Annotated in this window: 22 protein-coding genes; 15 read left to right on the forward strand and 7 right to left on the reverse strand. The window is 62.0% G+C overall.

All coding sequences use genetic code 11. The features are described 5' to 3' along the window. Positions 1 to 68: 68 nt before the first annotated feature. The gene (locus P3T22_RS05935) at positions 69 to 1,115 is read right to left on the reverse strand and encodes a S1C family serine protease (protein ID WP_429324498.1); all 1,047 of its coding nucleotides are present in this window, start codon (positions 1,113 to 1,115) and stop codon (positions 69 to 71) included. A gap of 133 nt (positions 1,116 to 1,248) precedes the next feature. On the opposite strand from P3T22_RS05935, the gene P3T22_RS05940 reads away from it, so the two are divergent. Continuing rightward, the gene (locus tag P3T22_RS05940) at positions 1,249 to 1,677 is read left to right on the forward strand and encodes a VOC family protein (protein ID WP_063499983.1); all 429 of its coding nucleotides are present in this window, start codon (positions 1,249 to 1,251) and stop codon (positions 1,675 to 1,677) included. A 192-nt stretch (positions 1,678 to 1,869) separates the two neighbouring features. Then, a complete protein-coding gene (ppk2, locus tag P3T22_RS05945) occupies positions 1,870 to 2,796 on the forward strand; it encodes a polyphosphate kinase 2 (RefSeq protein WP_063499982.1) in 927 nt (308 codons plus the stop codon). 120 nt (positions 2,797 to 2,916) lie between these two features. Here the strand turns inward: ppk2 and P3T22_RS05950 are convergent, their stop codons facing one another. Beyond that, a complete protein-coding gene (locus tag P3T22_RS05950; RefSeq protein ID WP_063499981.1) occupies positions 2,917 to 4,503 on the reverse strand; it encodes an inorganic phosphate transporter in 1,587 nt (528 codons plus the stop codon). A gap of 419 nt (positions 4,504 to 4,922) precedes the next feature. On the opposite strand from P3T22_RS05950, the gene P3T22_RS05955 reads away from it, so the two are divergent. Further along, complete coding sequence (locus P3T22_RS05955; protein ID WP_429324499.1) at positions 4,923 to 5,792, forward strand: CHAD domain-containing protein; 870 nt, start codon at positions 4,923 to 4,925, stop codon at positions 5,790 to 5,792. Positions 5,793 to 5,864: 72 nt separating this feature from the next. On the opposite strand, the gene P3T22_RS05960 is transcribed toward P3T22_RS05955, so the two are convergent. The 3 genes from P3T22_RS05960 to P3T22_RS05970 all read right to left on the reverse strand — a co-directional run bounded on the left by P3T22_RS05960 (position 5,865) and on the right by P3T22_RS05970 (position 8,755). Further along, positions 5,865 to 6,923 (reverse strand): VTT domain-containing protein, encoded by a 1,059-nt coding sequence (locus P3T22_RS05960; protein WP_429324500.1) that lies wholly within the window; start codon positions 6,921 to 6,923, stop codon positions 5,865 to 5,867. Between the two features lie 140 nt (positions 6,924 to 7,063). Next, positions 7,064 to 7,702, reverse strand: a complete 639-nt coding sequence (gene folE, locus P3T22_RS05965; protein WP_063499978.1) for a GTP cyclohydrolase I FolE — start codon at positions 7,700 to 7,702, stop codon at positions 7,064 to 7,066. A 123-nt stretch (positions 7,703 to 7,825) separates the two neighbouring features. Then, on the reverse strand, positions 7,826 to 8,755 hold the full coding sequence (locus tag P3T22_RS05970) for a LysR family transcriptional regulator (protein ID WP_429324501.1): 930 nt from the start codon (positions 8,753 to 8,755) through the stop codon (positions 7,826 to 7,828). A gap of 423 nt (positions 8,756 to 9,178) precedes the next feature. On the opposite strand from P3T22_RS05970, the gene P3T22_RS05975 reads away from it, so the two are divergent. The 5 genes from P3T22_RS05975 (at position 9,179) to pcaC (ending at position 13,521) form a co-directional block, all read left to right on the forward strand. Continuing rightward, a complete protein-coding gene (locus P3T22_RS05975) occupies positions 9,179 to 9,883 on the forward strand; it encodes a 3-oxoacid CoA-transferase subunit A (protein WP_063499976.1) in 705 nt (234 codons plus the stop codon). Positions 9,884 to 9,893: 10 nt separating this feature from the next. Further along, the gene (locus P3T22_RS05980; protein WP_063499975.1) at positions 9,894 to 10,553 is read left to right on the forward strand and encodes a 3-oxoacid CoA-transferase subunit B; all 660 of its coding nucleotides are present in this window, start codon (positions 9,894 to 9,896) and stop codon (positions 10,551 to 10,553) included. 399 nt (positions 10,554 to 10,952) lie between these two features. Further along, on the forward strand, positions 10,953 to 12,332 hold the full coding sequence (locus P3T22_RS05985) for a 3-carboxy-cis,cis-muconate cycloisomerase (protein WP_429324502.1): 1,380 nt from the start codon (positions 10,953 to 10,955) through the stop codon (positions 12,330 to 12,332). 5 nt (positions 12,333 to 12,337) lie between these two features. After that, positions 12,338 to 13,129, forward strand: coding sequence for a 3-oxoadipate enol-lactonase (gene pcaD / locus P3T22_RS05990; protein ID WP_429324503.1), 792 nt, complete (start codon positions 12,338 to 12,340; stop codon positions 13,127 to 13,129). Continuing rightward, positions 13,126 to 13,521 (forward strand): 4-carboxymuconolactone decarboxylase, encoded by a 396-nt coding sequence (gene pcaC / locus P3T22_RS05995; protein ID WP_063499972.1) that lies wholly within the window; start codon positions 13,126 to 13,128, stop codon positions 13,519 to 13,521. Before pcaD ends, pcaC begins: the two co-directional genes overlap by 4 nt. Before the next feature lie 282 nt (positions 13,522 to 13,803). Here pcaC and P3T22_RS06000 read toward each other — a convergent pair whose 3' ends face one another. Beyond that, positions 13,804 to 13,935 carry a hypothetical protein gene (locus P3T22_RS06000; RefSeq protein WP_429324504.1) on the reverse strand — a complete coding sequence of 44 codons (132 nt, stop codon included), beginning with the start codon at positions 13,933 to 13,935 and terminating at the stop codon, positions 13,804 to 13,806. A 272-nt stretch (positions 13,936 to 14,207) separates the two neighbouring features. Here P3T22_RS06000 and P3T22_RS06005 point away from each other — a divergent pair, with 272 nt between their 5' ends. From P3T22_RS06005 to P3T22_RS06015, 3 genes are all read left to right on the forward strand, one after another. Then, positions 14,208 to 16,583, forward strand: a complete 2,376-nt coding sequence (locus P3T22_RS06005) for a DUF6531 domain-containing protein (RefSeq protein ID WP_429324505.1) — start codon at positions 14,208 to 14,210, stop codon at positions 16,581 to 16,583. 8 nt (positions 16,584 to 16,591) lie between these two features. Further along, entirely contained in the window at positions 16,592 to 16,945 is a 354-nt protein-coding gene (locus P3T22_RS06010; protein ID WP_429324506.1) for an immunity 8 family protein, read from the forward strand. A gap of 163 nt (positions 16,946 to 17,108) precedes the next feature. Continuing rightward, positions 17,109 to 17,333 carry an Imm8 family immunity protein gene (locus P3T22_RS06015; RefSeq protein ID WP_429324507.1) on the forward strand — a complete coding sequence of 75 codons (225 nt, stop codon included), beginning with the start codon at positions 17,109 to 17,111 and terminating at the stop codon, positions 17,331 to 17,333. Positions 17,334 to 17,567: 234 nt separating this feature from the next. Here the strand turns inward: P3T22_RS06015 and P3T22_RS06020 are convergent, their stop codons facing one another. Then, entirely contained in the window at positions 17,568 to 18,269 is a 702-nt protein-coding gene (locus tag P3T22_RS06020; RefSeq protein WP_063499971.1) for a TetR/AcrR family transcriptional regulator, read from the reverse strand. A 397-nt stretch (positions 18,270 to 18,666) separates the two neighbouring features. On the opposite strand from P3T22_RS06020, the gene P3T22_RS06025 reads away from it, so the two are divergent. From P3T22_RS06025 to P3T22_RS06040, 4 genes are all read left to right on the forward strand, one after another. Next, complete coding sequence (locus tag P3T22_RS06025; protein ID WP_429324508.1) at positions 18,667 to 20,271, forward strand: 6-hydroxynicotinate reductase; 1,605 nt, start codon at positions 18,667 to 18,669, stop codon at positions 20,269 to 20,271. Positions 20,272 to 20,374: 103 nt separating this feature from the next. Then, positions 20,375 to 21,319, forward strand: a complete 945-nt coding sequence (locus tag P3T22_RS06030) for a UPF0280 family protein (RefSeq protein WP_429324509.1) — start codon at positions 20,375 to 20,377, stop codon at positions 21,317 to 21,319. Further along, complete coding sequence (locus P3T22_RS06035) at positions 21,295 to 21,885, forward strand: amino acid synthesis family protein (protein ID WP_429324510.1); 591 nt, start codon at positions 21,295 to 21,297, stop codon at positions 21,883 to 21,885. Before P3T22_RS06030 ends, P3T22_RS06035 begins: the two co-directional genes overlap by 25 nt. Positions 21,886 to 22,017: 132 nt before the next feature. Then, positions 22,018 to 22,602: an amino acid synthesis family protein gene (locus P3T22_RS06040; RefSeq protein WP_429324511.1), complete on the forward strand. Its 585-nt coding sequence runs from the start codon at positions 22,018 to 22,020 to the stop codon at positions 22,600 to 22,602. The last annotated feature ends 13 nt before the right edge of the window (positions 22,603 to 22,615 follow it).

Consider the following 22,615-nt stretch of genomic DNA (forward strand, 5'->3'; position numbering starts at 1 on the left):
GCGCGTCAGGCACGGAGCGAAAAGGCGCGGAGCGCGAAACTTCTTTGAGCCGCTGTGCAGCCACTCAGTCAGCTTGTCTGCTCGACCGGCGTCAAGGTCAATTCGAGCCGTTGCGCGCCACGCAGCACGGTCACGTTGACCGGCTTGTCGATACGCGAGGCGTCGAGCGTGCGTTGCAGGCTATCGACGTCTTGCACGGCAAGCGCATCAATCGCGACGATCGTGTCGTCGGTACGCAGACCGCCGAGCGCGGCCGGGCTGCCTTTGACGATTTCCATGACGTGTACGCCGCTTTCCGAACTCAGCGCGAAATAGCGCTGCACGCGGCGCGACAGCGGCCTCGTGGTGCCGGCCACGCCGATGTACGCGCGCCGCACGCGGCCGTGCGCGAAGATCTGCATGATGACCCACTTGGCCGTATCGATCGCGGTGGCGAAGCAGATCGCCTGCGCGCCGGGAATGATCGCGGTGTTCACGCCGATCACCTGACCGGCCGAATTGATCAGCGGGCCGCCCGAATTGCCGGGATTGAGCGCGGCATCCGTCTGAATTACGTCGTAGATCATGCGGCCCGAATTCGAACGCAGCGAACGGCCAAGCGCCGAGATCACGCCAGTCGTCACGGTTTGCGCGAGGCCGAGCGGATTGCCGACCGCGATCGCAATCTGGCCGGCCCGCAGCTTCGACGATTCGCCGAGTTCGACGTGCGGCAACGGCTCCGGCGAGCCGATGCGCAGCACGGCGAGATCGCTGCCGGGATCGTCGCCGACCAGATCGGCGTCGAATTTCGCGCCGTCGGCGAGCGTCACCTTGATGTGCGTGGCGCCATGCACGACGTGGCTGTTGGTGAGCAAATAGCCGTCGGGCGTGAACAGAAAACCCGAGCCGGTGCCGCCGCGCGCGCCGCGGCTCTCGCGCCCGGAGGGGGCGCCGGGCAGCCGGCGTTCGACTGAAACGAAGGCGACCGCCTGCTGTACGCGTTCCAGCGCGCCGATTACGGTGCGGGAATAGGCGTCGAGCAGAGCGTCGTCGGATAAAGCGTTGAGTGGATCGGGCCCGGGGGCGTTGGATGCGGCGCGCGGCAGGTCATCGATGAAGCGTGGACGGCTTCCCATGGCGATGCTCCGGATAAGCGGGAGTCGAGATGCGGGGCGGTGGACGGGTTTTCAAGTGTGGGCGCGGCAGGGTACGCGACACACGCCATACAAGCCGATCAGGCGCTACCATGCCAACAAGGAGACAGCCGCCATGAACTCACCCGCCACCTCAGCCGCAGCCTCTGCCTCGTCGGGCGCGCCGACCGACCCGACTGACCCGGGCGAGCCGCACATCGAGTCGCTCAGCGCCATCACGCTCGCCACCCGCGACATGCCGCGCGCAGTGCTGTTTTACGAAGCGCTTGGTTTTCCGATCAAATTCGGCGGTTCGCACGAAGCGTTTACGTCGTTTGCATTCGGCGGTTCGTATCTGAACCTGATCGTCGATACGCGCGCCCCAGTCAACTGGTGGGGCCGCGTGATCATTTATGTCTCGGACGTCGATGCGCTCTACCGGAAGGCGCTGGCGGCGGGTTTGACGCCGTCGCTCGAACCGTCCGATGCGCCTTGGGGCGAGCGCTATTTCCACATTAGCGATCCCGACGGTCACGAACTCAGCTTTGCGAAGCCATTGCGTTAGCGCTGGGCGACCGGGCAAAACTCGCTATGATGAGTATCCAAAAAGCGCGTAAGCCGCTGGAGAACGCGCCGCGCCCCAACGCGCGGCTGCCGCGCTGGTAACACGGCTGACACTTCGCGCTTCGATAATCGAGCGCGTTCGCGACGCGCATGCGCCGCGCGCCTAACCATTTCCGTTGCCAGGAGAGTCGCAATGAAAGAGCTGGATCCGAGACCCGAGGCCGAAGTCATGGCAGAGCGGCAACGCCGTTTCGAGGAAGACCTTATCGATGCGTACGACGAGGAGCTCGAAATGGAGGTCGACGACCGCATCATCGACGGTGCGGGAGGCTTCACGCCCGAGCTTCGCGAGGCGCGCAAAGTGTACTTCCGCGAGCTGTTCCGGTTGCAGGGCGAGCTCGTCAAACTGCAGGACTGGATCGTGCAGACCGGCCATCGCCTGGTGGTGATTTTCGAAGGGCGCGATGCGGCCGGCAAGGGCGGCGCGATCAAACGCATCACGCAGCGGCTCAATCCGCGCGTGTGCCGCGTGGCGGCGTTGCCGGCGCCGAACAACCGCGAACGCACGCAATGGTATTTCCAGCGTTACGCGTCGCATCTGCCGGCCGGCGGCGAAATGGTGCTGTTCGACCGCAGCTGGTACAACCGCGCGGGTGTCGAGCGTGTGATGAATTTTTGCAGCGACGACGAATACGAAGAATTTTTCCGCTCGGTTCCGGAATTCGAAAAGATGCTGGTGCGAAGCGGCGTGCAGATTCTCAAATACTGGTTTTCGATCACGGACGAAGAACAGGAGATCCGCTTTCAGAACCGCATCCACGATCCGCTGAAGCAGTGGAAGCTGAGCCCGATGGACCTGGAAAGCCGGCGCCGCTGGGAAGCCTATACGCAGGCGAAAGAAGTCATGCTGCAGCGCTCGCACATTCCCGAAGCGCCCTGGTGGGTCGTGCAGGCGGTCGACAAGAAACGCGCGCGCCTGAACTGCATTCACCATCTGCTGAGCCAGGTGCCGTATCACGAGATCGAGCACCCGCGTGTCGAATTGCCGGCACGGGTCTATCACGACGAATACAGCCGCCAGCCGGTGCCGCCGTCGATGATCGTGCCGGAAGTGTATTGATTGAGTCTCGGGCTTCGGCTCGGTGGAATGAAAAAAAGCGCGGCAGACACCGCGCTTTTCTTGTCTTCGCTGTGGCCGGACTTGCGAGCGGCACCCGCGGTTTCAGCCGTTTCAGCCGTTTCAGAACACCAGCCTGAAGAACCAGTACAAGCCCCCTGCCAGCGCGATTGAAACCGGCAGCGTCAGCACCCACGCGAGGATCAGGCTGCGCACGGTGCCCCATTGCAAGCCGGAGCCGTTAGCCGCCATGGTGCCGGCCACGCCGGACGACAGCACGTGCGTTGTCGAGACCGGCAAGCCGTACATGTCGGCCGCGCCGATCGTCAACATCGCCACCACTTCAGCCGACGCACCCTGTCCATAGGTCAGATGCTGCTTGCCGATCTTCTCGCCGACTGTGACGACGATGCGCTTCCAGCCGACCATCGTGCCGAGACCCAGGGCGATGGCCACGGCGACCTTGACCCACGTCGGGATGAACTTGGTGGCGTGATCGGTTTGCACCTTGAAGTTGTCGATGGCCTTGGCGTCTGCCGGTGCGAAGGCCGGCTGTTTGGTCTTCTCCATCAGGCGAATTGCTTCGGACGCAACATACATGTTGTTGCGCACGTTATCGACGATGCTTTGCGGCACAGTTGCTATCGATCCGGACTCGGTGACCTGCCTGCCGATCATATCGGTCAGTTGCTGCAAGGCCGGCAACGTGGCGGGCGTCAACTGGCGCGTGCGCACGTACGCTTCGACATCGGCGCGCGGATCGGTGGACGGCGCCGCGCCCTGGGCGTACTTGGCGAACGTGGCCGAGGCCTGTTGCGCGACCGCGAGGTAGGTCTGCGTTTCCGCCGGCGTGACCGCCTTGTTCAGCGCGTAGGCCGTCGGCACCGTGCCGATCAGGATCAGCATGATGAGACCCATGCCTTTCTGCCCGTCGTTCGAACCGTGCGCGAACGAAACGCCCGTACAGGTCAGAATCAGCAGGGCGCGAATCCAGAACGGCGGCGGCTCCTTCCCCTTCGGCTCCGCATACAACGCGGGAACGCGTACCACGGCCTTGAGGATCAACAGCAGCAAGGCGGAAGCAAGAAAGCCGACCAGTGGCGACAACAGTAACGACTTGCCCACGCCGAGCGCCTGATTCCAGTCCACGCCGCTCGTGCCGTTCGCGCCGTGCATCAGTTGATTCATCAGGCCGACGCCGATGATCGAACCGATCAGCGTATGCGAACTCGAGGACGGCAGTCCGAAATACCAGGTGCCCAGATTCCAGATGATCGCCGCGATCAACAGCGCGAAGACCATCGCAAAGCCCGCGCTGCTGCCCACTTGCAGAATCAATTCGACGGGCAGGAGTTGCAGAATGCCGAACGCGACCGCGCCCGTTGAAGTAAGCACACCGAGGAAATTCCATCCCCCTGACCAGACCACCGCAATGTTCGGCGCGAGCGAATGCGTGTAGATCACCGTGGCGACAGCGTTGGCCGTGTCATGAAAGCCGTTGACGAATTCGAAGCCGAGCGCGATCACGAGCGCAATGCCGAGCAGCAGGTAGGGCAAAAACGAGGCTTCGCGAACCGGTTGCAGATCGTCCGCCAGATGCATGGCGCAATAAGCAGCGCCGATCGCAATCACAACGAGGAAGATGATCAGGCCAATATTGCGTCCCTTTCCACTTGCAGCGCCCGGTTGTGGGTACGAAAGTTCCGGCATGGCGTGAGCCCCAAAAAAGTTTGTCGCGGAACTGCCGATCCTGCGGTGCCTGTGTGTCGTAATGATGACAGTTGCGTGACGGCTATGCGGAACGGATGTTCGCGGAAAGTGCGTGGAGGTTGGCGCTACGGATAGACCGCCGCCTGCGCGGCGCGCAATAATGATAAGTGGTCCGAAAATAACTATGCACGAGAAGTGCACTCTGTGCGGTGGAACGGATTTTCCAGTTCAACTGCCGCCAAGGTCGCATACAGACTCGCGCGACCCAAGGGCCTCCACGACTTGCGGCGGATTGCGACTCATGCAACGCGGATTTTCTTGCGGCCATCCTCGTGCAGTTTAGGCGACGCGCCGGCGGATATCCACCGGGCCCCTTTTTTTGCTAGGCTGACATGAAAGGGACTTTTGAAGGACGTCCGATGAAGGGAGCAAGCCGGAAAATCGACAAACGGGCTTCGGATAGCAAGCCGTCCGGCGCTGAGTCCTCGGCGGAGACGGCCTTCGCATCGTACGCGTCGCCCCTTGTCGACGAGGCCATCGAACACGCCAATGCGGTGCGCGAAGACGCGTCGCCCGAAACGCTGCACAAACTGCGGGTGTCGCTGCGGCGGTTGCGCTCATTGTGGTGGGCGTTCGAACCCTTGCTGGACAAAGGTGAGAACACGCGCCAACGGGCGCTGTTCAAGTATCTGGCGACGGCAGCCGGCAAGACGCGCGATTGGGACATTCTGATCGAACTGATTGCCCAGCACGAGCGCGTGGCGCGCGAGATGACACCGATGCTTGAGGAGGCGCGCGGCGGCGCGTTGGCGACGAGCCGTGAAACGCTTTCGAACGCGGACGTCAAACATCTGCTGCAAGACGCCCTGACCAGTGCCAGTAAGGAATTGAACACGGCCCATGAGCGCGTGCCGCTGCAAGCGTTCGTCGATCGGCGCGTGGCCGCTTCTGAACGTTCGCTGAAAAAGCGCATAAAACGCGCGTCTCACGCAAAGCGCTCCAACTACACCGCGTTTCATGAAGTCAGAAAGGCGGGAAAAAAAGTGCGCTATCTGCTCGAGTTTTTCGAGCCGGTGCTGAGCGGTAGCCACAAACGTGTCCTGAAGCGGTTAAAGCAGATTCAGAAGCGTTTCGGTACGCTGAACGATATTGTCGCGAGCGAGATGCTGCTGCGCGACAACCTGGGCTTGCTAGCCGGATCCGGCGACACCGGTGCAGCGCTTGATTGGCTCAGGAAGGAGCGCAAACGGCGGATGCGTGCGGCAGCGGGACTGCTGCGCAAACTGTGAGACGGCGGGCGGAAGGTGCGAATGCGCTCGATCTGCTGGCCGCTGCCAACCGGCACCAGGCCGGGCGGTTACTCAGGGACTTGCCCAGGCGCTTTTGCTGCGCCGAGGGGCGAACCCGCGCAGCGTCACCGCGCCGCTTGCTTCGCCGTAAGTCTCCGGCGTGCGTTTGGCGGTGGTCGATTCGTCCGTCGGCGAGAGAGGTTCGACCGCAAACCCGCGCTTTTGCCAGGCGTCGAGGCCGCCCCTCAGCGCGCGAATTCGCGTGTAGCCGTTCTGGCGCATCCGTTGCGTGATCTCCACGGCGGTCGCGCTGTCCGGGCAAATGCAGTAAATCACCATGTCGTAGGCGAGCAGCGCACTGTCGACCTGTTCAGGCGAGTGCGGGTCGAGCGTCAGCACGCCGGGAAAAGGGCACAGCGCTTCACTTGCCGATGCGGGTGGGCGGGCATCCAGGACCTTGGGGGGCGTGATGTGGCGCCATCCGCCGGGCGTCGCTTGCGACGCGCTCGCGCCGGCGGCGTCGGCGCAACGGCGCCGTTCGCGGCGTCGCTGCAGCAGGCGGTACAGCAGATAGGTCAACGCGGCGGCCAGCAGGATGTCGATCACCGTGCCGCCGCGCGCTCTGACGAAGGCGAGCAGCATATGCAATTGCCGTTCCGCCGCGGCGCCGCCGAGTAGCCAGAAGGTGGCCCACGCCAGCGCGCCGGCAAGGTCCCACACCGCGTAGATGCGGCTATCCACGGCGGTCGTGCCCATGAGCGGCGGCGTGATGAGTCCGAGTCCAGGGACGAACTTCGAGATCGACACGAGCGGCACGCCGAAGCGCTCGAATAGCGAGCGAGCCATGTCGACCCTGGAATCGACCGCCGGGGAGATCCGGCTCAAGGCGGCGATCAGTTTGCGTCCGTAGATGCGGCCGGCGGCGAACCATGTGCCGTCGCCGATGAGCGCGCCGAGTACGGCGGCGAACAGGATCGGCCAGAAAGACAGGGTGCCGGCGGCAATCGCGGAGCCCGCGAAGAGCAGCACGGGGACCGCAGGAATCGGCACGCCGAGGCGCGTCAACAGGACGTTGACGAAGACGAACGCGCCGCCCCAGGTTGAAACCGCCGACGACGGAAACTCTACCAATTGCAGAACTCCTGTTTTGCGCGCTGGCGATGACGGGGTCGGCAGCACGGTTGTCGTCAGCAAGTCGATTGCAGGCGGACTTCGCGTTGGCCGCTGCCGTGTTGCGGGAACCGGTCAGCGCGGCGCGACCGGATCGCGATTCAGGTATTGGCGACCGCCACTACACCAGGATTGCCCACGATCGACAAAAACTCGCGGCGCGTCGACGGATCGGTACGGAACGTGCCCAGCATGCGCGAGGTGACCATCGTGACACCGGCCTTGTGCACGCCCCGTGTGGACATGCATTGATGCGCCGCTTCGAGAATCACGCCGACGCCCTCTGGTTGCAGCACGTCGTTCAACGTATCGGCGATTTGCACGGTCATCTTTTCCTGGATCTGCAGACGCTTGGCGAATGCATCGACGAGTCGCGCCAGCTTCGAAATGCCGACCACCCGATGCCCAGGGAGATACGCGACGTGCGCCCGCCCGATGATCGGCACCATGTGGTGTTCGCAATAGCTTTCGAAGCGGATATCTTTCAGCACGATCATTTCGTCGTAGCCGTCCACCTCGGAGAAGGTGCGGGCGAGGATCTCGCGCGGATCGACCTGATAACCCGCGTAGAACTCCTCATAGGAGCGCACCACGCGCGCTGGCGTATCGATCAGGCCTTCGCGCTCGGGATCGTCGCCGGCCCAACGCAGCAGCACGCGTACGGCTGCTTCGGCTTCCTCGCGGCTGGGGCGGCCTACCGCGGCCGCGGGTTTGATTTTCTTGGGTTTGCTGCTGGCCATCCGTCGCTCCTCTGGGATCGCGCGTCGACGCTGGACGGAGCGCGCGGGTTCAATGAGTGCGGCCATTGTTCCATGTTTTGCGTCGCATCGTGCCGATGTCCCTTTCGCGGGCGGGGTGCGAGCTCACTTTGGCCACTCGTCCATCTCGTCGTTGAAGAGCTCGGCGACGATACTGCGCAGCCAGCTCGCCCGCGGATCGTTATGAAACTTGCGATGCCAGTGCTGCCGCAGATCGAAGCGCGGCAATGGCAGCGGCGGCTCGACCAGCGTGATCGATGCATGTTCCGACACGTACGCGAAGCCGATGGCGTGCGGCACTGTCGCGAGCAGATCGGTGCGCGCGAGGATGAACGGCAGGCTCATGAAGTGCGGCGTTTCGAGTACGGCGCGGCGCTTGATACGTTTCTTTTCCAGGTAATGTTCGAGGATTTCCTGGCTGCGTCCTTCGGCACGCACGACTGCGTGGCCCGACGCCACGTACTGAGGCAGCGTGAGGGGCGCCTTCGACAGGGGATGCCCCGTGCGCATCAGGCAGATGAACCGATGGGTGAAGAGCCGTTGCTGGAAGAAGTTGTTGCCCGACAGATCGGGAAAATAACCCACAGCGAGGTCGACGTCGCCCGATTCGAGTCCGCGTTCCACCTGCGAGGGCGAGAGCGACACCGAGCGCAGATTCGCATTGGGCGCGCGTTCGGCGAAGAGTTGCAGGAGCCGTGGCAGGAAGACGATTTCGCCGACGTCGGAGAGGGCGATGGAGAAGGTATGAGTGCTCGTGGCCGGATCGAAGTCCTGCGCGTCGAGCATGCCTTTCTCGATACGCAGAAGCGCGTCGCGGGCGGCGGGGAGGATGGCGAGCGCGCGCGGCGTGGGCTCCATGCCTTTCGATGTCCGCACGAAGAGCGGATCGTCGAAGTATTCCCGCAGGCGGCCTAGCGCGGTGCTGACGCGGGGTTGGCTGACGCCGAGTTGTTCCGCTGCGCGGCTCACGTTGCGGGTGTCTTCCATCGCTACCAGGTAGGGGATCAGGTTTAGATCCAGGGTTGTGTCGGACATGCTGGTTGTTGCCTGCGGCGCTTGAGGTTTGGGTATTTGCTATCTCGATAGAGGGTAGTTTAGTTATTTTGATTTTGGATAGTGGTTTTTTCGCCGCGCAGGCAAACAATTCAGGGAAAGCCGCCAAAAGCCAGGCACTCGTACAGCAACGACCCCCCGCCGGGCAGGCAAAAAACCTATGATTAAGGGGAATCTCCAGCCTTGACAACCCGCCCGGAGGGCAACCATAATCGCTGAGTGGTTCGCTAACCGAATCCGTGTTCACATATAGAACAAATCGACCGCGAACAAACCAACGGCGCCAGCCCGCATCTCCATCCGGCGAGCCGCCGCCAGCCCAGGCCCGGAGACCGTCCCGCACAAGCCTATGCCTGCCAAGGCAACAAGCCCAGCGGCACGCAGCGCCGCAAAAGGAAATTCGACATGATCAACAAGATTTTCGAGTCACTTCAATCGGCGGTCGCCGATGTCCACGACGGTGCGACCGTCATGATCGGCGGCTTCGGCACGGCCGGCATGCCGTCCGAGCTGATCGACGCGCTCATCGAACAAGGCGCGCGCGAACTCACCATCGTCAACAACAATGCCGGTAACGGCGATATCGGCCTCGCGGCGCTGCTCAAAGCCAAACGCGTGCGCAAGATCATCTGCTCGTTCCCGCGCCAAAGCGATTCGTATGTGTTCGACGCGCTCTATCGCGCCGGCGAAATCGAACTCGAACTGGTGCCCCAAGGCAACCTCGCGGAACGCATTCGCGCCGCGGGCGCAGGCATCGGCGGGTTCTTCACGCCTACTGGCTATGGCACCAAGCTCGCGGAAGGCAAGGAAACCCGTCTGATCGACGGCAGGCATTACGTGCTGGAGTCGCCGCTGCATGCGGACTTCGCGCTGATCAAGGCATTCAAGGGCGACCGTTGGGGCAATCTGGTCTATCGCAAGACCGCGCGCAACTTCGGGCCGATCATGGCAAGCGCGGCGAAAACGGCCATCGTGCAGGTGTCGAAAGTGGTGCCGCTCGGTGAGCTCGATCCGGAAAATATCGTCACGCCTGGCATCTTCGTGCAACGCGTGATCGAAGTGCCGCAAGCCGTGCACCAAGCCGAGCTTGCATCCGCGACCGCCGCCTGAGGAGACCGACATGAAAAAACTGACCCGCGATGAAATGGCCAAGCGCGTTGCCCAGGATATCCCTGAAGGCGCTTTCGTGAACCTCGGCATCGGCGTGCCCACGCTGGTGGCCAACCACCTCGCTGCCGACAAGGAAATCTTCCTGCATAGCGAAAACGGCTTGCTCGGCATGGGCCCGGCGCCCGCAAAGGGTGAGGAAGACGACGAACTGATCAACGCCGGCAAGCAGCACGTCACGCTGCTCACGGGCGGCGCCTACTTCCATCACGCAGATTCGTTCGCGATGATGCGCGGCGGCCATCTGGATTTCTGCGTGCTCGGCGCGTTCCAGGTGTCGGCGAAAGGCGATCTGGCGAACTGGCACACCGGCGCGCCCGACGCGATTCCGGCAGTCGGCGGCGCCATGGATCTCGCCATCGGCGCGAAGCAGGTCTACGTGATGATGGAGCACCTGACCAAGCAGGGCGAAAGCAAGATCGCGGCGGAATGCACGTACCCGGTCACGGGCGTGAATTGCGTCAACCGCATCTATACGGATCTGGCGATGATCGACGTCACCGACCAGGGCCTCGTCGTGCGCGAGATCTTCTCGGACATCGACTTCGATGCGCTGCACAAACTGACCGGCGTGCCGCTGATCGACGGCACTCAGGCGGCTCGCGCGGCCTGAGCCCAGGCGAACGCGGCAGGCGTCTTCGCGTTTGCCTCGCAGAGAAGCCGAAACGCTGGCGAGGCAAGCGAAACCGTGCACGCCGCGCCAGCATCCCGCCGCATTGTCCGGAACGCGCATGAGGCCCGCTTCCTGCACGTCATCCGGCATCACGGCGCATACCGCATATAGGGCACATCCAGCGTATACGGCACATACGACACGTCCGGCCCGCTGTCGCGGCGATGTTCGGCGCACGACGCATCCTGCCCCGCCGTCGCGGCGATATTCGGTACTCAATGCGCGGCGACGCCGGGTGCGGTACGCTCTCGATAGACAGCGCCTGGGGGCGCGCCTCGCAGCGCATCCAGATAGCCCCGGCGAAACCTTCACTTTCGATTTCCTCTCATCGACGCCATCATGCTCGACTCCAGCGCCCGTCTGACTGGCCTTCTTTGCGGCACGCAGCCGATGAACGATGTCTGGGCGCCGCGTGCCACGCTGCAACGGATGCTCGATGTCGAAGCAGCGCTTGCGCGCGCTTCGGCTGCGCATAACGTGATTCCGCACAGCGCCGTGGCCGCGATCGAGGGCGCCTGTCAGGCCGATCAACTCGACGCCGACGCACTTGCGCGCGACGCGGCGCTCGGCGGCAACCTCGCGATTCCCCTCGTCAAACAACTCACCGCGCGCGTCAAGGCGGCGGATGCGGAAGCGTCGAAGTACGTCCATTGGGGCGCGACGAGCCAGGACATCATCGATACGGCGACGGTGCTGCAATTGCGCGACACCTTCGATCTGCTCGACAGCGGCTTGCAAACCACGTGCGATGCACTGGCGAAACTCGCGGCCACTCATCGCACGACGCCAATGATCGGCCGCACCTGGTTGCAGCAGGCGCTGCCCATCACGCTCGGCCTGAAATTCGCGCAATGGCTCGACGCGTTGCTGCGTCATCGCGAGCGGCTCGATGCGTTGCGTGCGCGTGTGCTGGTGCTGCAATTCGGCGGCGCGGCGGGCACGCTGGCGAGCCTGCGCGACGCGGCGCCACAAGTCACGCAATCGCTGGCTCAAGAACTCAAGCTCGCCGTGCCCACCTTGCCGTGGCACACGCAGCGCGATCGCATCGCCGAAACTGCGGCACTGTTCGGCATGCTGATCGGCACGCTCGGCAAAATCGCGCGCGATATCTCCCTGCAGATGCAAACCGAAATCGACGAACTGGCCGAGCCCGCCGCGGCAGGCAAGGGCGGTTCGTCGACGATGCCGCACAAGCGCAACCCGGTCGGCTGCGCGGCGGTGCTGACGGCGGCGACACGCGCGCCGGGCCTGGTGGCCACGGTGTTTGCCGGCATGGTGCAGGAGCACGAGCGCGCGCTTGGCGGCTGGCAAGCCGAGTGGGACGCGCTGCCGGAGCTCGCGCGCCTCGCAGGCGGCGCGCTCGCCAACATCGAGCAGATTGCTGTGGGGCTCAACGTGAATGTGCCGCGCCTTGCCGCCAATCTCGACGTCACGCACGGATTGATTCTCGGCGAAGCGGTAATGCTAGCCCTCGGCGACAGCATCGGCCGGCTCGATGCGCATCATCTCGTCGAGCGCGCATCGAAAGCGGCGATCGCCGAGCGCAAGACGCTCTTCGACGTGCTCTCGGCGGACCCCGCCGTGACCGAACATCTTTCGCTCGAGCGCCTCACGCAACTGCTCGATCCCGCTCAATACGTCGGCCAGGCGCACGCTTATGTGGACGCCGCGCTGGCACTTCATCACACGCGCGCCAAACGCGCCACTTCCAAGGAGTAACCGGCATGCCCTACGCAGCAGTCAACGGTACCGAGCTTCATTATCGAATCGACGGTGACCGTCACGGCAGTGCGCCGTGGATTGTGTTGTCGAATTCGCTCGGCAGTGATCTGTCGATGTGGACGCCGCAAGTCGCGGCGCTGTCTAAACACTTCCGCGTGCTGCGCTACGACACGCGCGGTCATGGTCACTCGGAAGCGCCGAAAGGTCCGTACACGATAGAACAACTGACCGGCGACGTGCTCGGTCTGATGGACACGCTGAAGATCGCGCGCGCGAATTTCTGCGGCGTGTCGATGGGCGGCCTGACCGGAGTCGCGTTGGCCGCGCGTCACGCGAATCGTCTCGAACGCGTCGTGCTGTGCAATACGGCAGCACGCATCGGTTCGCCGGAAGTGTGGGTGCCGCGCGCCGCACGAGCCCGCACTGAAGGCATGCTCGCACTGGCCGACATGGTTCTGCCGCGCTGGTTCACCGCCGACTTTATCGAACGTGAACCGGTGGTGTTTGCCATGATCCGCGACGTGTTCGTGCATACCGACAAGGAGGGCTACGCATCCAATTGCGATGCCATCGACGCCACCGATCTGCGCCCCGAAGCCCCCGGCATCAAGGTGCCTGCGCTGGTGATCAGCGGTACGCACGATCTGGCCGCAACGCCGGCGCAAGGCCGCGAGCTGGCGCAAGCGATTCCGGGCGCGCGCTATGTCGAACTGGATGCCTCGCATATTTCCAACATCGAGAAAGCCGAGGCCTTCACGAAGACCGTGCTCGACTTCCTGGCGGAGCAGAAATGAACGATGAAGACCGTTACGAAGCCGGACTCGATGTGCGCCGCGCGGTGCTGGGCAGCGCGCACGTCGACCGGTCGCTCGCGAATCGCACCGAGTTGACCGACGAGTTCCAGAATCTGATCACCCGCTATGCGTGGGGCGAAATCTGGACGCGCGAAGGTTTGCCGCGTCACACGCGCAGCCTGCTGACCATCGCCATGATGGTCGCGCTCAATCGCAGCGAAGAACTCGCGTTGCATTTGCGCGCTGCGAAAAACAACGGCGTGACGCGCGAGCAGATCAAGGAAGTGCTGCTGCAAACCGCGATCTATTGCGGCGTGCCGGCAGCCAATTCGGCGTTCCACCTGGCCGATAAACTGTTTCGCGAAGACGACGCTGCCGCGGCAAAGCCGTAACGACACTGCAATACTGGCGCGGCGTGTGGCCGCGCCGGCACTCGCCGCGGCCACGAGGTCGCTTTTTCCGCCAGACGGTAGCGGCTCGAACGCGTGATGCAGAGCCTGAAGCGTGAGTCAGGTGAAACGCGCTTCAAGTGAAGGGAGACGCCAGCGCCCGAACCCTTCGCGATAGTTGTTATGCATTCGCACGGCCCTCGACCGCGAATGACGTTCCAAGGCCCGCTCAACAGCGGGCCATTGTTCGTCGACGCATTGGGTGGCCATCCACTGATAAGTGCGCTATTCAGTGATACCGGCCAGTGCGTCGAGTTCTTCCGTTGCGCCCGCTTCAATCTGCAAATCGTTGATGGTGTCGCCGTCAACGATGGCGCGTACCGGATATTCCCCTTCGTTGTAGATCGTACCTTTCATGGTTTGCGCCTCCTCTGGATGCCCGCACGGCGGGCGTTGTTGACGCACAGATTAGCGCCGGTCCTGCTTTAACGCTGCCAGTTTCAGCCGGTCTGTAAAGATGTGTCGCGCGACGGCGCTTTTCAGAATTGTCCCATTTTGACCCCCAACTCCCCGATGCAGTGTCGTTTATTACGCATTTCTAACGACGCATTACAAAAGGGAGATGTATGAGAATAAACAAACCGTCTTGCGGGCCAGCAGGCAACCTGGCCCGTCTACTGGCCGCATTCATGCTGCTACTGGTGGCGTTCGGCGCAAGAGCTGACTATACGTCCGACTGCACCAGCCGCTACGCGCAGTCCGGTGCGATACCCGGCACTAAATGGTGTGCCCTCGACGCGGCGAGCAATTCTCCAGGTGGGCCGGGTGGCTATGCATGCCTGAACGACATCGATCTCATCAAGAAGTGGTGCGCAGGCGAAACCGATCCGCAGCCTGAAAAGTCCTGTCCGGTTGCCGATCCTGTTTATCCGGGCAGCGGCGCAGTCACGCTCGGCAGCACGGATTTCGTCAGCGGCGACGACATGCCGATGGTGTTCTCCCGCACCTACCGCTCAGCTTCGCTCGGCGCTGCCGGCAATGCGATGGGCCCCGTCTGGTTCCACAACTGGCAGCGTCAACTGAACCTCGCGAGCGCCAACAACGGCGGCTCCTCGAAGGTCGTCGCCTTCCGCGAAAACGGTGAACCGGTCACCTTCAACTGGTCCGGCGGCTACTGGCGCACGGCTGGCTTTACAGGTCTCGCACTGGCGCAGAATGGTTCAGGCTGGACACTCACGGACCTCTCCAGCGATACCACTGAAACATACTCTGCCCAGGGCGTTCTGCTTTCGGAGCGTACCAGGACCGGCTTTGTCAGGACATTGTCCTATGACGGCTCCGGTCGGCTAGCCACAATGAGCCAGCACGGTGATGATGCGATCGCCAAATTCGATCTGACGCTTCGATTCGACTACGACGACAAAGGCCGGCTTGTTCGGTTGACTGATCCGGCGAACAGTTTCACGCAATACGGCTACGACGCGAATAGCAATCTGATCTCGGTCACATGGCCGGACGGAAATGTGCGGCGGTATGTCTATGACGATACGCGGTTCAAGAACGCGATAACCGGCGAGATCGATGAAACCGGTACTCGTATTGCGACGTGGACATATGACTCGCAGGGACGCGCGAACGCAGTTAGCCATCCCGATTCATCGCGCAATGTCCAATTCACGTACGCCAACGGTGCAACTACCCTTAGCTACGGGCAAAACAGCCTCACGATGAATTTTTCGTCGATTGGAGGCATGGTACGGCCAACCACAACCGTGGCGGCCAAAGGCGCTGCGAGCACGACATGGGATGCAACGGGCAAGCTGTTGTCCCAAACTGGCGTCAGTGGTAGCAGCACCCAGTACGCATACGACGACGCCGGTCGCCCGGTTCGTGCGGTAGTCCACAGCGTGCTGTCAGGTACGTCTGTTACCTCGGTACGGTACGCCGACTCGACATCCCTTCGGCCTTCTACGATTGCTTCGCCTGGCAGGATGCGAGCATTCGTCTATGACGCGAAAGGCAACGTGACTGGGCTCAGTGAGTTCAGCACGAGCGACGCGACCGGCGAAAGCGGATTCGACGCGACGGCGTCCGGTCAGCAGCAAACCATCGGTGTGCGGTATGACGCGCTCAACCGGGTGGCCGGAGCGAAGGTCTACGTCAACGGCGTCATGACGGAAGACTGGGTTTACTTTTACGACACCACAGGGAATCGGGCAACAGCGCAGAACCTCTTAACTGGATGGCTTCTCGGAGAAACATACCGGGACGCGGCACACCGCGTGACGCAACAGAATGGCAATTATCGCGAGACACATATTGCGTATGATGCACGGGGACGGATTACCCGGTTCACCTATAACGAGAACGCTACAAACGCAACCGGTGGTTTGGCGCGCCTGCTAACCGTGGACTACGGCTATTCGGCTGACGGCAGAGTGGTGTCCCGCACCGGCAAGGTGTCGAAGAACGGTGCAGCCGCGACGTTGATCAGCAGTGACGAGGTTAATCAGTGGCTGGATAACTACGAAGCCGGCATGGATCCTGCGGGCCCTCCGGCCAATCTGATGGGATGGGTCAAGGCGCTGCAATTCGTTCAGGAGCCAGGGCTGCAGCCAGTCTGCGTGGAGTGCGTTTTCTATGCTGGTCCCCGGCTTGCATGGACAGTGTTCCAATTGGCTCGCGATCCAATTTGGTCGATGCTCAGGAATACAGGCAAACCAGACGCGGACGCGCAACAGTGTGCGGAGATTCCAGAGCAACTGACGCTTGCGGAACAAATGGGTATGCTGAAGGACGCGAGGTCGATCAAAGGAGACTTCAACTTGGGAGAAGGAACTAGGGCAGATGCGGACGCCCTTGCTCGGGATCTTCTCGGCCATGGCTACAGATCGTCTAGTCGTGACGAGTCGATACTGATTAGTAAAGACGGTTTGCGGCAATATAGACCGCCGAACTCGAAGGACAGCCCCTACGCTACGACAGGAGTACAGGCAAACTTTCAATCAAGGAGTGTTCCTCACGGTGAGTGGCAAAATAATGGCCACCTGAACGTACGCCCATAGGACGAACAATGCGTGCTGAACTGAAGTCGGTCGACTCTCCGGATGTCGACTTTGAAACCTACTGGCCGGAAGACGAAACTTGCTTTTCTTTCCCGATCGAGCTACGAATCGGGCCGGAAGGGGGTGAGGCATCTGACCTCTTCCAGATGACGGTCTGTACTCCCGGCTGGCTAACCAAGCAGAATGCGGGAATGACAGCAGTTTTGGGAGAGAATTTATTGATAGTCTTCGGCTACAACTGGGAAATGATTCACTCCTATCTTGAGAACCGTATCAATCGGATCATGGCGGAGGACTGGCCCGCGCTTGCTCTAAAGCTGAGTCGCTTCGCAAGATGGGAATTTGAGAACTATCGTGAGTAAGGTTTTCACTGGATCCCGTAGGAAAAAATGCGAGCAGAGTTGAAGTCCATTGATTCGGCAGACATCGATTTCGATAGCTACAGTCCGGAGGAGGAAGATTGCTTCTCCTTTCCGATCCAAATGGCAATAGGGTACGAAGGTGGTAAGGGGGGATCTTTTTCAAATGACTGTCTGTACGCCCACCTGGATTGCCAGGGAAAATCAAGGGAAAGCTGCGGTCGTAGGGACGGCGTTGCTGGTCGTCTTCAGATACGACTGGCCGGCGATTCTATCGGCGATCCGGGAAATCGTTAGTGCGTATACTGCCGACGATTGGTCGGCACTCGCGCACAAATTGAGCCGAATCGCCGACTGGGAATTCGAGGACTACCGCCCGTACCAAGGTTAAGCGGAAAATGGGCAAGGCGCGAGCAATCGCGCCTTTTTTCGTAGCCGTGGTGCGAAGCCGCCGGTAGTTGTCAGTGCTGCGTGGTCCCCGCTCGCTCATCTTGGCGGCTTCATTCGCTACGCGTGGAACCGTGAAGTCTGTACTGGTGTTGCGGGCTTGCGGGATAGGAGAGGAAGCAGCCGATTGGGTCATGGTGCGATTTCCAGTGTGTTCCTGAATCGCCCGAACCCCGCTTCAGGCAATCCTGCTCTCGTTCATCACTGCAGTTTCAGCCGGCAACTGCGAGCGCACCGCGCGCAACACCGTATCCTTGATGACCTCGCACCAATGCGCGAGTGCGTCTTTTTCCATCAGCGATTCACCGAGAAACGCACCCAGTGTGTACTGATTGGCGTTATAGAAATAACCGAGCGACGCGATCATCAAGTACACGTCACGCGCTTTGACGTCGGTACGAAAGACGTTTTGCGCCTTGCCCGCATCCAATAACTTCTGCACGACCGAAATCGCATAGCCGGAAATCTCCTTCAGCTTTGACGATTTATTCGCGTGCTTGCCCTGGTGCAGATTCTCGCTCGACAGCAGTGTGACGAACTCGGGATGATCGAGGTAGTACTGCCAGACGAATTCGACCATCTGCTCGAGGCCATGCAGCGGATCGTCCAGATCGAGATCGAGCCTGCTTTCGGCCTCGTTGAACTGCGTGTAGATCGTCTCCAGGACTTCGACAAACAACTGTTCCTTGCTGCCGAAGTAGTAATAGATCATCCGGTCGTGCGAACGCGCGGCCTTCGAAATACTTTCGACTCGGCCGCTTGCATAGCCTTGCTTTGCGAAGACCTTGATTGCCGCTTTGAGAATCTTGGCGCGCGTATCTTGTGCCTGCTTCGCTCGGATGCCGATAGCGCCCGGCTTGCGGGCGGCGGTGGGACTCATGACGGTCTCGGATCTCTTTGTTAGCGTAGGATGATTGAACAGCATGCGCCGTAGCCGCCGAGGCACGCTTAGGTGCGCTCGAGCATGGCGCGCCTTCATCATACAGCCCATATTGCGCGCGGCGAAATGCTCTGCACGATCACGTGCTTTCGGCGTAGATTGAATCGGGATTCGTGCCGCGATGCCGCGCCGCAGCATTCAGATGTCCGCCGGGAAACTCGTTGCGCAGTCTATTTTGATCGAGTAGATTTCAAGCAAGTTTGGTGTAGCGCATACTACACGAACGGTGAGTGGCCGCAACATGGAAAAATGCGGATCACGCGAAAGACCCTTTAAACAGGGGCTATTCGTCAGCCGGACAGGACCGATTGTAATGTCGTCGTATGGGAACCCCACCATGACAGAACATACGAAGGTCGATTTCGGTGCGGACGGCGTCGACGGCGAAACCGCCTCGACGCCAGGTCCGACCGTGCTCGAGAAAGCGGTGCCGCGCAGCGAGCGGATGGCGTCGAACAAGATCGAATGCAACGCGTGTCCGGTGTTGTGCCAGATATCGGAAGGCCGCACCGGCGCGTGCGATCGTTATGCGAATGCGGATGGGCGGCTGATTCGTGTCGACCCCGTGGTGTTTCTGTCGCGCGCCGCTTTACCCGAAGCAAGCACGAGCAGTGCGGAGGCCACGGTCGAATTTGGTGCATCGTCTGAAGCACACGATCCTGTTGCGGACCAGGCGCTGTTCGTTACGGGCATTGGCGCATCGTCCACGTATCCCGACTACAAGCCCGCGCCTTTCATTGTTTCCTCGAAGCTCGACGATGTCGACATGATTACCGTCGTCACCGAGGGCATTTTCAGCTATTGCAGTTTCAAGGTGAAGATCGACACCGACCGCTTTCTCGGGCCGGAGCAATCGAACGTGCGTTGCCATGGCGAGATCGTTGGGCATGTGACCACGGCGGAGTATGGCTCGCAGATGCTGAGCCTCGGCGGTGTTCATCATCTGACGGGCGGCAGCAAGAAAGAAGGCCGCGTGACGTGCGACATGATGCTCGCGCTCGGCAACAAGGAAGCGGTGGAGCTGAGCATCGACGGCGGTGCAAGTCTGGTGATTCGCGCGGGCGCGGCGCCGATTGTCGACGGCGTCGAAGAGCGGCGTATGCGGGTGGGCTGCGGGTCGGCCACCATCGGCATCTTTGCGAAGCAATGGTTCGGTCACGCCGACGAAGTGGTGGTGGTCGACGATCACATCACCGGCGTGCTGACGGAACACCAGGCCGGCCGCTGTCTCGGCATGACGCGCTCAGGTCTGAAGATTCGCGGGCGCAAATCGACCCCGGGCCGCTATTTCCAGGTCGCGAATCCCGGCACCGGGTGGGGCGGCACCGACATTCAGGACCCGCTCGCGATTGTCGAAGGTTTCGATCCCGCCGTGGCGAAACCGGGCATGCGCTTGCTGATGGTGTCGACCACGGGCGAACACGCGCAGTGGTATGAACTCGATCAGGACCTCGTGCCGCGTATCGCAGCCATGCCGGATGCCGTGCGCCGCACGGTCGAACGGATCGGCGAGAACTGCGAGCCGTCGCTTGCGACGGTGCTATTTCTTGGCGGCGCGGGCGGCAGCTTGCGAGCGGGAGCAACGGAGAATCCGGTCCTGCTTACACGCGCCATCAAACAGAAACTGGTCAACGTAACATGTGGCGGGGCGCCCGCCTATGTATGGCCGGGTGGCGGCATCACGGTGATGGTGGATGTTTCGCGCATGCCCGATCGATCGTTTGGCACTGTGCCGACGCCCGCAATCGTCGCGCCGATCGAATTCACCATGACGTATGACGCCTATCGCGACCTCGGCGGCCATCTCGACGCGGTGCGTTCGCTGGAAAGCGTACTGGCGAACGGGCCGGAGCATACGGAAGGGGCGCCGCTCGCGCGCAGAACACTGGCGCGCAATCCCGACAACCCGTGGCCGCCCGCTATGCCGCCGATGCTCGGCTAACGGCGACACCATGAGCGACACAACGAGCACAACGAGCACAACGAGCACAACGAGCACAACGAGCACAACGAGCACAACGAGCACAACGAGCACAACGAGCACAATGAACAACGCAACCCGCACCCAACTCGACGCGGCCCGCTGGCACTGGCAGCATGGGCCGATCGATCTGATCCTCGGCGCGGACGGCGAGCCCTCGGCGGTGCAGGCCGCGTACGAGGTTTGCTGGGCGCGCTTTGTAGACGTGTTGCCTGAGTTGGTCGGCGAGTTGGCGCTGCTTCGGCAACCTGTGCCGAGCAACGCGGCGCAGGGTGACTGCGCGCTGAAAGGCCCAGTTGCCCGTCGCATGTGGAGCGCATGTCATCCTCACCGCGCGCGTTACATCACGCCGATGGCGGCCGTTGCAGGCAGCGTCGCGGACGAATTGATCACGGCGTTCGCGCGTGAAGGCATATCGCGCGCCTTTATCAACAACGGCGGCGACATCGCACTCTATTTGACCGAAAGACAGCAGTACCGCGTAGGCGTGTTCGCCGATCTGGCGGCATTGTCCGGCGCAAGGCTGTCAGGCGATCAAACTTTAGACGCAAACCTGACGCTCGACGCCGCCATGCCGATTCGCGGCGTCGCGACGAGCGGCTGGCGCGGGCGCAGCTTCAGCCTCGGCATTGCCGACAGCGTGACGGTGCTCGCCCGCAACGCCGCCACCGCCGATGCTGCCGCGACGATGATCGCCAACGCCGTCGATCTGGACCATGCGGGCATCGTACGCAGGCCGGCTTCCTCGTTGAAGGACGATAGCGATCTTGGTGACATGCTCGTGACCGTCGACGTGCCGTCCTTGCCGCAACCGTTGATTGATTTCGCGCTGGCGCGTGGTGTCGACGCGGCGCAGCGATTACAGGAACAAGGTTTGATCGAAGGCGCCGCGCTGTTCCTGCAAGGGCGGGTGCGTGTGGCCGGTGGTACCTGTCGGAATAGCGCGTTGTTTGCGCAGCGCGCCCAGATAACAACGGAGGCCCCGTGTTCGAGATACGCCGCGTGCTGACGCACGTCGAGGACATTTTCCACGAGTTCGGCCCCGCGCCCGCCCAGCCACTGCGGCGCGGCGCGATTGCCGCGGTGATGACGAATCCGTTCGCCGGCCGCTACGAAGCCAGAATCGAACACGCCATGGAAGCGCTCAAGCCGATCGGCTTCGATATGGCGCAACGGCTGCTGACGGCGATGGCCGTACCGCACGCGTCGATCGAAAGCTACGGCAAGGGTGCCATCGTCGGCTCGCGTGGCGAACTCGAGCATGGCGCGCTGTGGCATGTCCCCGGCGGCTATGCGATGCGCGAATTGCTGGAGAAAAATGGCGTGCCGACCCATGCGATCGTGCCGTCGACCAAGAAAGTCGGTGCGCCGTCCACCGCGCTCGATGTGCCGCTGACGCATGTCAACGCGAGCTACGTGCGCAGCCATTTCGACGCGATCGAAGTGCGTGTGCCCGGTGCGCCCGCCGCGGACGAACTGGTGTATATCCTCGTGATGAGCACCGGACAGCGCGTGCATGCGCGTGTCGGCGGGCTGGCGAAAGAGGCGATTGTCGGCAAGGACGGCTTGCGCTGAGCGGCGCTTGAGCCACGCAATGCGCTGAAGCATTGCAACGAAACAATGAGTCGAAGCGCGGAGCTGAAGCAATGCGTTGCGGCGAGTAAGTAGAACACTAAGCAGAACATGCATCGAAACACGGAGATCGAAATGGCAATCAAGCTTCGCAAGCTGGTCGTGCAGGTCGATGAAACGCGCATCGAAATGGGGCAGACTATCGAGCCGCCGGCACGCCGTGCAGTCGCGATTGCGGTGATCGACAATCCCTATGCGGGCCGTTACGAGGCCAGGCTGGACGCGCTGATCGAAGCCGGTGAGGAACTGGGTGCGTTGCTCGGCAGCAAATGCGTAGAAGCGCTAGGCATCAAACCGGGCGACGCGCAAAGCTACGGCAAGGCGGCGATCGTCGGCGAAGCGGGCGAACTCGAACATGCGGCGGCGATCCTGCATCCCAAGCTCGGCGCCCCGCTGCGAGCCGCGGTCGAAAAGGGCGCGGCGCTGGTGCCGTCGGCGCAAAAAATGGGTACGCTTGGCACCGCGATCGATGTCCCGCTGGGTCACAAGGACGCCGCCTTCGTGCGCAGCCATTTCGATGCAATCGAAGCACGCGTGTCGGACGCGCCGCGCGCCAATGAAATTGTCGTAGCCGTCGCGGTGACGGCCTCGGGCCGGCCGCTGCCGCGCATCGGCGGCTTGCAGGTGAATGAGATCAAGGGTGAAGACGGTTTGCGCTGAGTTATTTCAAGGG

This window comes from Paraburkholderia sp. GAS348 (assembly GCF_050434205.1).
GTDB lineage: Bacteria > Pseudomonadota > Gammaproteobacteria > Burkholderiales > Burkholderiaceae > Paraburkholderia.